The sequence below is a fragment of the Providencia sp. PROV223 genome (genome assembly GCF_028479245.1).
Classification (GTDB): Bacteria; Pseudomonadota; Gammaproteobacteria; order Enterobacterales; family Enterobacteriaceae; genus Providencia; species Providencia rettgeri.
On record NZ_JAMPNG010000003.1, the window covers coordinates 72,354 to 84,109 of the forward strand.

At 40.0% G+C, this 11,756-nt stretch carries 9 protein-coding genes; 1 reads left to right on the top strand and 8 read right to left on the bottom strand.

What is annotated here, in order from left to right:
• Positions 1-4: 4 nt before the first annotated feature.
• The 8 genes from ftsL to leuO all read right to left on the bottom strand — a co-directional run bounded on the left by ftsL (position 5) and on the right by leuO (position 9,283).
• Positions 5-325: a cell division protein FtsL gene (ftsL, locus tag PR767_RS05330; RefSeq protein ID WP_004913196.1), complete on the bottom strand. Its 321-nt coding sequence runs from the start codon at positions 323-325 to the stop codon at positions 5-7.
• A complete protein-coding gene (rsmH, locus tag PR767_RS05335; protein ID WP_272519982.1) occupies positions 325-1,278 on the bottom strand; it encodes a 16S rRNA (cytosine(1402)-N(4))-methyltransferase RsmH in 954 nt (317 codons plus the stop codon). The genes ftsL and rsmH overlap by 1 nt, the downstream gene beginning before the upstream one ends.
• 2 nt (positions 1,279-1,280) lie before the next feature.
• Complete coding sequence (gene mraZ, locus PR767_RS05340; protein WP_004262043.1) at positions 1,281-1,739, bottom strand: division/cell wall cluster transcriptional repressor MraZ; 459 nt, start codon at positions 1,737-1,739, stop codon at positions 1,281-1,283.
• 699 nt (positions 1,740-2,438) lie between these two features.
• Positions 2,439-3,449, bottom strand: coding sequence for a catabolite repressor/activator (gene cra / locus PR767_RS05345; RefSeq protein WP_272519983.1), 1,011 nt, complete (start codon positions 3,447-3,449; stop codon positions 2,439-2,441).
• Between the two features lie 84 nt (positions 3,450-3,533).
• Positions 3,534-4,025: an acetolactate synthase small subunit gene (gene ilvN / locus PR767_RS05350; RefSeq protein WP_004262045.1), complete on the bottom strand. Its 492-nt coding sequence runs from the start codon at positions 4,023-4,025 to the stop codon at positions 3,534-3,536.
• Positions 4,026-4,027: 2 nt separating this feature from the next.
• Positions 4,028-5,755 (bottom strand): acetolactate synthase 3 large subunit, encoded by a 1,728-nt coding sequence (gene ilvI / locus PR767_RS05355; RefSeq protein ID WP_004913206.1) that lies wholly within the window; start codon positions 5,753-5,755, stop codon positions 4,028-4,030.
• Between the two features lie 370 nt (positions 5,756-6,125).
• A complete protein-coding gene (locus PR767_RS05360) occupies positions 6,126-7,958 on the bottom strand; it encodes an AMP-dependent synthetase/ligase (RefSeq protein ID WP_196719844.1) in 1,833 nt (610 codons plus the stop codon).
• A gap of 356 nt (positions 7,959-8,314) precedes the next feature.
• Positions 8,315-9,283, bottom strand: coding sequence for a transcriptional regulator LeuO (gene leuO / locus PR767_RS05365; RefSeq protein WP_004913213.1), 969 nt, complete (start codon positions 9,281-9,283; stop codon positions 8,315-8,317).
• Positions 9,284-10,177: 894 nt separating this feature from the next.
• Between leuO and leuA the strand changes: the two genes are divergently transcribed.
• Positions 10,178-11,755: a 2-isopropylmalate synthase gene (leuA, locus tag PR767_RS05370; protein ID WP_004262054.1), complete on the top strand. Its 1,578-nt coding sequence runs from the start codon at positions 10,178-10,180 to the stop codon at positions 11,753-11,755.
• Position 11,756 lies beyond the last annotated feature (1 nt).

Consider the following 11,756-nt stretch of genomic DNA (forward strand, 5'->3'; position numbering starts at 1 on the left):
CTTTTTATTGCTTAGAAACAATAATTTTTTCTTGTGATGGTTCAACTTGTACCATCTGTAATTTTTCAACCGACAAACGTTCTATTCGGCTATGGCTCGCAAGGGCGTTTTCTTCAAGGATCAAATTGCGCCATTCGATATCTAATAAGTCTTTTTCTTCATACAATTTATCTTTAGCTGCCGTTAACAAACGCGTTTCATGTGCGGTAGTCACAACAAAAACGGCACTGATTATAATTGCAGCCAATAAAATCAAAGGAACGATGCCATAACGAAATAAATCACGCCCAATGACGCGAGCTAGGCTGTGCCTTTCTGGAACCATTATTCCGCCGCCTTTTCAGCAAACCGCAACACAGAACTCCGTGCGCGAGGATTTTCGTCAATTTCGTTTTCCGAAGGTTTCATCTTACCTAGGTCACGTAACTGCGCTGCACCTAACTCTTTAATCTGCGCTTCAGTCAGTGGAATACCGGCTGGCACTGATGGTCCTTTACTATTTTTGCGAATAAACCGTTTTACTAATCTATCTTCCAAAGAATGGAAGCTGATAACCGATAAGCGCCCTTGTGGTGCTAAAACGTTCATAGCGCCTTCTAACGCTTTTTCAATCTCTTCCAATTCGCTATTAATATAAATACGAATCGCTTGGAAGCTACGTGTTGCAGGGTGTTTATGTCGGTCTTTCATCGGACTGACTTTGGCAATTAACTCTGCAAGATGCCGTGTACGTGTTAATGGCTCTTCCTCTGGGTTATGGTTACGTTCAACAATCGCTCTCGCAATTCGTTTCGCAAAACGCTCTTCTCCAAAGGTTTTCAATACCCAAGCAATGTCATCCGCTTCTGCGTCCATCAACCATTGCTGTGCGGATTGCCCTTTGGTTGGGTCCATTCGCATATCTAACGGCCCGTCACGCATAAAGGAAAAACCACGCTCTGGGTCATCTAACTGCGGTGAAGAAACCCCTAAGTCAAGTAATACGCCATCAATTTCCCCTGTTAACCCTTCTTCTTCCACATACTCTGCAATCGCAGAAAATGGGCCATGCTTAATCATAAAACGCGGGTCATCGATAGCCTGTGCCGCTTTTATGGCTTCTGGATCACGGTCAATGGCGATTAACCTTCCTCGTGCGCCAAGCTGGCTTAATATCAACCTTGAATGGCCACCACGACCAAAGGTGCCATCGATATAGATACCGTTAGGTTTAATGTTTAAGCCGTTCACGGCTTCATCCAGTAATACTGTTACGTGTTTAAATTGCTGTTGCGTCATTATTAAAGTGACAAATCCTGTAAGCGGGCTGAAAGTGGTTCATTGGTAAGGCGCTCAGCGGCAATATCGTCTTCCACTTGCTGATACCAAGTCTGTTCATCCCAAAGTTCAAATTTATTAATCTGGCCAACCAACATGACCTCTTTGGTTAGCCCTGCGTGTTGACGCAATGTACTGGCTAACAAAAGACGCCCCGCGTTGTCCATTTGGCATTCACTTGCATGACCTAATAACAGCCGTTGCACGCGTCGTTCTGCTGGGTTCATCGTCGATAGCCGAGAAAGTTTTTCCTCGATAATCTCCCATTCAGGTAAGGTATAAAGCAACAGGCATGGCTGGTGAAGGTCAATGGTACAAACCATTTGCCCTTTCGATTCCTCGTTCAGCATTCCTCGATAACGAGTTGGCACGGTTAGACGCCCTTTGCTGTCGAGATTAACCAGTGTTGCCCCACGAAACATACCCGATTAAACCCCTTTTATTTTCTACCCACCCACTTTACCCCACAATTCACCACATATAAAGTTTACGAATGGTATGAAAACGTTGTCAAGCCAGTAACATCCGGCTTTAGCTTTATTTACAGAACAATTCAGAAAAAATAAGGGGAGGTAAAATCTAACTTGGAAATAAAATGGGAAATAACAAGTTGATATGATTAACATATTTTATTAAGTATCACCTAAATAAGCGCTAACATAATAGTTTGCTGCAAAATCATACAAATTAATGGAAATTCAACTTATGTCTCATTTTTAATCAGTGTATCTTGTACCGGTTATTTACTTCTGTTGAGTCCTCAAATAGTCATTAATTTTTAAATAGGCCCAAAACGTGCTGCCAATAAAATAAAATCATTACATATCAATAGAATAAATAACTGTTTTAATAAACAGTAATTTAATTCAAAATATTTATCGCACAAATCAGTAATACAACCGTAATAAATTTATATTAATTTATTTATCCGATTTAGCTTTCATTTTAAAATCCGCAACAAACCAATTAAGATAAATCCTAAAGTTAAATATTTACCTAATTTTTGCCTATAAAAAAAAAGCCCCTACAAGATAGGGGCCGTTATATTACTCATTATTGTGACCAACATCACTCATTATCGTGTAAATATTCACTGTTCGATTAAAGTTAAGTCTATTTTATTACTGCTTACGACCTAAACTTCCACGGTGACATAAATCACGACGAATACGTGTAATACCAGGTTCTGGTTTTTGCTTTTCATCAAGGCTGGCAAGCACCAATTCTAAGATGCGTTCAGCGATGTCTCTATGGCGCTGTGCCAAAGAAAGCACTGGGCATTCAAGGAAGTCTAATAATTCATTATCACCAAATGTGGCAATAACCATATGCTCAGGTAAACGACCACTGCGCTTCAATGCGACATCTAGCACGCCTTGTAGTAAGGAGAATGATGTTGTAAATAGTGCGTCTGGCATCTTGTTGCCACTATCAAGCCAATGAGCAAAAACCTCTGCGGCTGAATCGCGTTCATAGCTATTTGCATACAGGTAATCAATCTTGCGCGGGTCTTCATGCCATGCTTTACGGAAACCTTGCTCGCGCAGGTAACTGACTGATAACTCAGGTAACGCCCCCAAATACAATACCGATTCAGCTTTAAATTTGCGTAATTCTGCTGAAATCATGAAAGCATCTTCTTGGTCATCACCAACAACACTAATAAAGTGTTCTTTTTCAAGGGCTCTATCCAGTGCGATAATCGGTAAAGAACGATTCGCCCAACGCTGATAGAACGGGTGTTCTGGCGGTAATGCTGTCGAAACAATTATGGCATCAACTTGTCGTTGTAAAAGGTGTTCAACACAACGAATTTCATTGTCGGGTTGGTCTTCTGAGCATGCTATCAACAATTGATAACCACGCTGACGCGCCTGCCTTTCAAGGTAATTTGCTATACGGGTATAGCTCGTATTTTCCAAGTCAGGGATCACTAACCCTATAGAACGGGTACGCCCTGCTCGTAGCCCCGCAGCAACTGCATTTGGATGGTAATTGTGCTCTCTGACGACTGCCATCACTTTTTCTACAGTTTTATCGCTGACTCGATACTGCTTGGCCTTGCCGTTGATCACATAACTAGCCGTTGTGCGGGAAACACCCGCTAGACGGGCTATCTCATCCAGTTTCACGTTAACCTCTTTACAATTTTGGGAATAGCCCCGAGTCATTCGGGGCCTTAAACGCGATTATTCTACCTTCGGAAGATAAATTTTTCATCGCATAATTTTATCACCGCGCGAAACACCGACGATCCCTGAGCGTACAACTTCAACAATTTCAGCAACACCACGCACTGATTCGATGAAAGCGTCCAGTTTTTCGCTTGTCCCCGCTAGCTGAACGGTATAAAGCGTTGGGGTGACATCAACAATTTGTCCACGGAAAATATCTGCACAGCGCTTCACTTCATCACGCCCATATCCAGAGGCTTGTAGCTTCACTAACATGATTTCACGTTCGATATGTGCTGACGCCGTCAGCTCACTGACGCGCAACACATCAACTAGTTTATGCAATTGTTTCTCAATTTGCTCCAGAACCTTTGCATCCCCTTTAGTTTGGATAGTCATACGTGACAGGGTTGGGTCATCTGTTGGTGCAACGGTCAAACTTTCAATATTATAACCACGTTGAGAGAACAGACCTATGACACGGGACAAAGCACCTGATTCATTTTCTAATAAAACGGATAAAATACGACGCATGATCAGGTCCTCTCTGTTTTGCTCAACCACATTTCATCCATTGCACCACCACGGATCTGCATTGGATAAACGTGCTCAGTTTCATCAATATTGACGTCAACGAAAACTAATCGCTGATTTTCATTCACTTCAACAAGGGCTTGTTTTAGTTTTTCTTCTAGCTCATCAGGTGTTGCTATCGAAATACCAACGTGGCCATACGCTTGTGCTAACTTGATGAAATCAGGCAATGATTGCATGTAAGATTGTGAGTGACGGCCTTGATAAATCATATCCTGCCACTGTTTTACCATGCCTAAAAAACCATTATTTAAGTTGAGCACTAAAACCGGTAAGCCATATTGCAGAGCGGTTGAAAGCTCTTGAATGTTCATCTGGATGCTACCATCCCCTGTCACACAGACAACGGTCGATTTTGGATGCGCTAATTTCACCCCTAGAGCAGCAGGTAAACCAAAGCCCATCGTGCCGAGTCCTCCTGAGTTTATCCAATGGCGAGGTTTATCAAAGGGATAATACAATGCGGCGAACATTTGGTGCTGCCCAACGTCAGACGTTACATACGCTTCACCTTTCGTTAAACGATAAATCATTTCAATGGCTTGCTGTGGTTTAACTTTTGTTTGGCTTGTTTCGTAACGTAAACACTGTTTGCTGCGCCATTGCTCAATTTCTTTCCACCACGCAGTGAGTGCTTGGTTGTCTTGTTTGGCTGAAGCTTGGTCTAACTGACCTAACATTTGTTTTAATGTGAGTTTTGCATCGCCAACAATTGGGATATCGGCATTGACCGTTTTTGAGATAGACGTTGGGTCAACATCAATTTGAATGACGGTCGCATTTGGGCAATATTTTTCTAAATTGTTCGTTGTTCTATCATCAAAACGAACACCAACGGCAAAAATCACATCCGAGTTATGCATCACCTTGTTGGCTTCATAGGTTCCATGCATCCCAAGCATTCCCACGGATTGCTTGTGCGTTTCTGGGAAAGCCCCTAATCCCATTAAGGTTGATACCACCGGTAATTGCAGTTTTTCTGCCAACTCTATAAGTTCAGCAGAGCAATTCGCGTTAATCGCCCCTCCGCCAATATAGAAAACTGGTTTTTTGGCTGAAACCAATTTAGTTAATGCTTTTTTGATTTGGCCTTTGTGTCCTTGTAATGTAGGGTTATAAGACCGCAAAGAAACGTTCTCTGGATAACGGTAAGCAAACTTCAAAGCTGGGTTAACGGTGTCCTTAGGAAAATCAATCACCACAGGCCCTGGACGGCCACTTGCTGCAATATAAAACGCTTTCTTGATGGTTTCAGGAATTTCTTCTGCGCTTTTAATTAAAAAACTGTGCTTGACTATTGGCCTTGAAATTCCAACCATATCGCATTCTTGAAACGCATCGTTACCAATTAGCGAGCTTGCAACCTGCCCTGATAACACCACCATTGGTACGGAGTCCATATAAGCTGTCGCAATACCGGTAATCGCATTTGTTGCCCCAGGACCAGATGTCACTAAAACAACCCCAACATCCCCTGTTGAGCGTGCATAACCATCTGCCATATGAACGGCGGCTTGTTCATGGCGCACTAAAATATGTTCTACCCCACCAACTGTATGAAGTGCATCATAAATATCTAATACCGCACCGCCTGGATAACCAAACACGTGCTTTACTCCTTGGTCAATCAACGACTTGACGACCATTTCCGCTCCCGACAACATCTCCATGAGTTTGCCCCCAGACATTATTTGCAAGTGAAGAGGTATGAACTACCTCTTTATTTTTATCATTAAAATTGTGAAATTCGTGCTATTAACATATCGCTCTGGCTGAAACGAAGCAAACACCATTTCAGTGCAAGGATCACGAAACTTTCACATCATCTTGAACATGGGTATTTGATAGATAAATTGACTGCGTATAAAAATAATGGGAGAAAGAATGACTGCTATGAATGGAAAAACAGTGCAACTTTAATTAGTTGGAACCATTCTGATTTTAATATTAAGTGATAATCTGAATAAATAAATATGAATAGAACAAAAACAAGACCTGACCTACCCATAATACAGGTAAGTCAGATAATTAGATGGTAAATTATTCTTTGTACATCGATTCAATTTCTAATTGATAGCGCTCAGAAATAATTTTACGGCGCAGTTTCAACGTCGGCGTTAATTCACCTTTTTCCATTGAAAATGTGGTAGGTAGTAATATAAAACGCTTAACTTGGTGGAAATTATCGATATTTTTTTGCAAATCTTTTAAACGGCTCTCAAATAAGGCCACAATATTTGAGTCTTTTAAGAGTTCTAAACGATCTCGATATTTCAGGTTTATTGAATGGGCATATTCTTCTAAGCTGTCATAACAAGGCACGATCAGCGCTGAAACAAACTTGCGTGCATCCGCAATAACTGCAATGTGTTCAATAAACTTGTCTTGCCCTAATACCCCTTCAATCATCTGTGGTGCAATATATTTTCCGTTAGACGTTTTCATTAAATCTTTTAGCCTATCCGTAATATATAAATTGCCTTGTTCGTCAATCTTTCCTGCATCACCCGTTTTTAGCCAGCCATCTGCTGTAAACGTATCCAAGGTTTCAATTGGTCGATTGAAATAGCCTTTCATGACCACTGGCCCTTTTACTTGTATTTCATCGTCTTTACCAATACGCACTGAAACAGAAGATAGTGGTGTACCTATCGAACCTAATGGGTATTTACCTTCTTCCCAGCAAGATACCGTGGCACAGGTTTCTGACATACCATAGCCATATTTAATATTTACCCCTGCTGAAAGGAAAAATGCAATCACATCGTCATCAAGACGGGCGCCAGCTGCTGGCATGAAACGAATTCGACCGCCTAACCCTTCGCGAATTCTACTGAGAACCAGTTTATCAACCATCGGAAAAATAGCGCGGTTAACTAAAGAGGGTTTGTGGCCTTTTGCTAAGGCTTTCACACGGCGCTTGCCAAGAGATATTGCACAGCGAAATAGCGCCCTACGGATGAGAGGTGCTTTGGCCACTTTACTGTGTATTGCTGAATAAACTTTTTCATAAAAACGGGGAACCGCACACATCACAGTCGGTTTTACTTCCGTTAATGCTTCTCGAACTTGATTGGTGTCTGTTAAATAAACGTTTAACGCCCCAACGTGCATAACGTAAAAGCTCCACGCACGTTCAAAAACATGTGAAAGTGGTAAAAAACTTAAAGAAACATCATCAGCAGTTAGTTGTAATCGTTCGTCATGGAGATACAGTTGGGCAGCCATGTTGTAGTAATCCAACATAACGCCTTTGGGCTCCCCAGTAGTGCCTGATGTATAAATGATGGTAAATAAATCACCGAGATTATGTGCAGCGATGCGCTCATCAAGTTCCGTTTGGTATGCGGTTTGTGCTTGCGCCATAAATGTGGATAAATGCAGGGTGTCGATTGAAATATCAGCCAACTCAACATTGTCGTTCATCACGATAATCGTCGTTAATTGAGGACAAAGAGCTGGCAATTGGCATGCAACTTGATATTGCATATCGTCCCCAACAAACAACACTTTAATATTGGCATCATTAATAATATACGCCGCTTGCTCAACACTGCTAGTTGCATAAAGTGGCACTGTGACAGCCCTAATTTGTAACGCGGCAAAGTCAACCAATGACCAATTCATGCTGTTATGGGCAAATAACCCAATATTTTCTTGTGTGATAACGTTTAATGCTAAGAGACGACGAGAAATCGCTGATGTGTGATCGCCTACCTCGCCCCAAGTTAATGAGCTCTGTTGCCCGTTATCCCATTGACTGAAAGCTATCCGGTTCGCCGATTCGTGCGCAGTAACCCTGCTACGTAAGCGATTAACCAAGTGGTATGGATATAGATTTTCAGTAATCAAAGTGTATTCCCTATAGGTCATTATCGATATAAGTTACTCGGTAGATTCACAAGCACTTAACTATTCTTATTATTTCAGCTTACAAGTGTTAGCTGAATATTCGCAGTGTATCGACTAAAGAGATGCGTGAAAAGCATTTATATGTAAATTTTGTGCAAATGTTATGTCTGCTACAAAACTCATCATAACGCTCACGATAATGAGTTAATTACCTTGTTGGCGTATCTATCTTTGTTATAAGCACGTCTATAGAAATATAGAGGTTATTGGCTTTAAGGGGCAATTTCATTTGTTATTGCCCCTTAACAATATGCGTTATTTATTGCTCACAATGTCTGAGCTCGCCAACAACCTCTAACAATTTTTAAATAGGAGTACTATGCAGCAACAGCCTGTTCAGAGAGTTCCTCAATCAACTGATTAAATTGAGATTTCATCCATTGATGGCCTTTATCCCTAACCGTTGATTCATGCCAAGTTAAATAGCAAGGCAGTGTATCTCGAAGCCAAGGCAACGTTAATGTCCGTAATTTTAGTTGTCCAAAGTAATGACTCACTAGCCATTTTGGCACAATAGCGACGAGATCAGTTTGAGCAACAAGACTCAGGACACTATTTAAGTCAGTACCTTGATAGCTAATCGTATGCGATAACTCTGTATTATTATAATAAGGTTTACTAAATGATCCCATGTTATCCATTGACATAATAGCATGACGTTCATTATTTAATTCAATTTCAGAAATTGAATTACCAATACGTGGGTGATGACTAGCCACCACTAATACCAATTCATCATCAAATAAAACCTGATGTTGAAATTCTGTCTTTTCTAATTGATTATAGCCAAGGAAAAAATCCATTTCTTGGTATTTTAATTGATGAGCAATTTTATTATCCATAAAAGAATGAATGACTATATTAATATTAGGCGAAACTACCTTAAATTTTTCGACAATAATAGCAGCTAGACGAATATCTAACGGTGAACAAATAGATAAATTAAATACTCGATCACTAGTTTGTGGATTGAAACCTGCACTAGGTAATTCATTATGAACTAATTGTAATGCTTGCCTAATAGGCCCGAACAGTTGCTTAGCACGAGATGTCGGCTGAATACCACGCCCATACCGGACAAACAACTCATCATTAAACATTGATTTTAAACGTGAAACTGCGTTACTCACCGCAGGTTGAGACATCCCTAGAACTTGCGCTGCTTTTGTTACGTTTTGCATCTGCATAACCACGTCAAAAACCGTTAATAGGTTGAGATCAACATTACGTAAATGAATATCGCTACTGTCTTTTTTAGCTGTTGAAATTGTATCAAAATCAGTCATTTTTTACTCCACTAATATATTTATCATTTTTCATTAACGAAAAGAGTCATTCATCTTAAAAAACCGACGAATATATAAATTCATTAAATATTATTCTTAAAACAACTTATAGATAATAAGTCATTTCGCTTTCCCTGCATTTATTAAAACGACGTTTATATTACTTTACCTATTAATTAAACTTGCAGTATAAATATCATTATAAAACGTAAATATTCATCAAAATAATGAATGATAACCACTTATTAGCATTGCAATCACTCACCGTAAAAATAATAAAGCAATTTTTGCAAGAAATCATAATAAATCGTATGTAGAATCAATAAATATTCTCATTATCAGATTATTTTTTAAATACTCATTTATTAGATAATTAACTTAATTAAAAAGTATTGGCGAAGATGATTCATTCCCTACCTTGAGTCTCACCTTACATCAAAAAATAAAAATTGCATAAAAATCAATAACTTTAATCATGAAAGCATTTGAATGAGCATAGCAAAAGAATTTTACCCTTATAACAACGCAAAAATCCAGACAAAACAGAAGGGATACACAAAAAAAACAGCAACAACCACCAGCCAGAAGCCATAATTCATGATTGGTAAAAATATGCTAAAAATCTATTATTGACATTAACTTTAAGATAACGTATCAATAAATACAGTTTGATTAAGATACTCAAGAGAGACAGTTAAAAATGACATTTTCTATTCGCCTACTAAGCCTACTACTACTCGCATTAAATTTGCGCGGTATGCTTATGGACGAAAAATAGAAACAAACTGTCCACAAACATTAAAAACCCGCGCAACCCGCGGGTTTTTTTATGCCTGCGGCTTTGGAAGAACATAACTCTCAGCAAAAAACAAAATTCGATATGAGGAACACAATATGAGCAACCAAGTCATTATCTTCGATACCACCTTACGCGACGGTGAGCAGGCATTACAGGCAAGTTTGTCAGTCAAAGAAAAATTACAAATTGCCTTCGCATTAGAGCGTTTAGGGGTTGATATCATTGAAGCGGGTTTCCCAGTCTCTTCACCGGGTGACTTCGAATCCGTACAAACCATCGCGAGAGAAATCAAAAACAGCCGAATTTGTGCATTAGCGCGTTGTATTGAAAATGACATTGATGTTGCAGCTGAGTCATTAAAGGTTGCCGAAGCCTTTCGTATCCATATTTTCTTAGCTACCTCCAATTTACATATGGAGAAGAAATTAAATAAATCCTTTGATGGCGTAATGGATATGGCAATTAATTCCATTAAGCGCGCAAGACGCTATACCGATGACGTTGAATTCTCCTGTGAAGATGCGGGCCGTACTGACCCTGATAATTTATGTCGTATCGTAGAAACGGCTATTAATGCAGGTGCAACAACAATCAATATTCCAGATACTGTAGGTTATACAACACCTTACCAGTTTGGCGGAATTATCACTGATTTGTATAACCGTGTGCCAAATATCGATAAAGCTGTTATTTCTGTGCATTGCCATGATGATTTAGGGATGTCAGTTGCTAACTCAATCAGTGCTGTGCAAGCCGGTGCCCGCCAAGTTGAAGGTACCATCAATGGCTTAGGCGAACGCGCCGGCAACACGGCATTGGAAGAAGTGATTATGGCCATTAAACTGCGCGAACAAATGTTGAATGTGCATACCAATATTAATCACAAAGAAATTTACCGTACCAGCCAATTAGTTAGCCAATTATGTAATACACCAATTCCAGCTAATAAAGCCGTTGTGGGTAGTAACGCATTTGCTCACTCATCAGGTATTCACCAAGACGGTGTGTTGAAAAATCGTGAAACCTACGAAATCATGACACCAGAGTCTATCGGCTTAAAAGAACAACAATTAAATTTAACCTCACGTTCAGGCCGTGCCGCTGTTAAACACCGTATGGAGGAAATGGGGTATCACGAAGGTAAAGACTTCAAATTGGATGAATTGTATACTGCATTTTTGAATTTAGCTGATAAAAAAGGTCAAGTCTTTGACTATGACTTAGAAGCCTTAGCTTTCTTTACGAAACAACAAGATGAAACTGACCACTTCGTGATGGACTATTTCAGTACACAATCAGGCTCTAGTATTGTTGCAACAGCAACAGTCAAAATGCAGTGTGGCGATGAAGTGAAGTCTGAAGCGGCGACCGGTAATGGCCCCGTTGATGCCATCTACCAAGCCATCAGCAACATCACACAATTCCCTATGAAATTAGTCTCGTACCAGTTATCTGCTAAGGGCCATGGTGAAAATGCGTTAGGCCAAGTGGATATCGTGGTTGAATGCCATAACCGTAAGTTCCACGGGATGGGATTAGCAACAGATATCGTCGAATCTTCAGCGAAAGCCATGGTGCATGTATTAAATAGCATTTGGCGCTCTGAACAAGTTGAAAAAGAAAAACAAAAAATAAATCAAGAATCACAATCAAACACAAAGGAAGCAGTTTAAC

What these genes read in the sequence shown, in the direction of transcription:
- ftsL (WP_004913196.1), bottom strand. Translation starts at nt 325, where the DNA reads ATGGTTCCAGAAAGGCACAGCCTAGCTCGCGTCATTGGGCGTGATTTA.
- rsmH (WP_272519982.1), bottom strand. Translation starts at nt 1,278, where the DNA reads ATGACGCAACAGCAATTTAAACACGTAACAGTATTACTGGATGAAGCC.
- mraZ (WP_004262043.1), bottom strand. Translation starts at nt 1,739, where the DNA reads ATGTTTCGTGGGGCAACACTGGTTAATCTCGACAGCAAAGGGCGTCTA.
- ilvN (WP_004262045.1), bottom strand. Translation starts at nt 4,025, where the DNA reads ATGCGTCGTATTTTATCCGTTTTATTAGAAAATGAATCAGGTGCTTTG.
- ilvI (WP_004913206.1), bottom strand. Translation starts at nt 5,755, where the DNA reads ATGGAGATGTTGTCGGGAGCGGAAATGGTCGTCAAGTCGTTGATTGAC.
- PR767_RS05360 (WP_196719844.1), bottom strand. Translation starts at nt 7,958, where the DNA reads ATGACCTATAGGGAATACACTTTGATTACTGAAAATCTATATCCATAC.
- leuO (WP_004913213.1), bottom strand. Translation starts at nt 9,283, where the DNA reads ATGACTGATTTTGATACAATTTCAACAGCTAAAAAAGACAGTAGCGAT.
- leuA (WP_004262054.1), top strand. Translation starts at nt 10,178, where the DNA reads ATGAGCAACCAAGTCATTATCTTCGATACCACCTTACGCGACGGTGAG.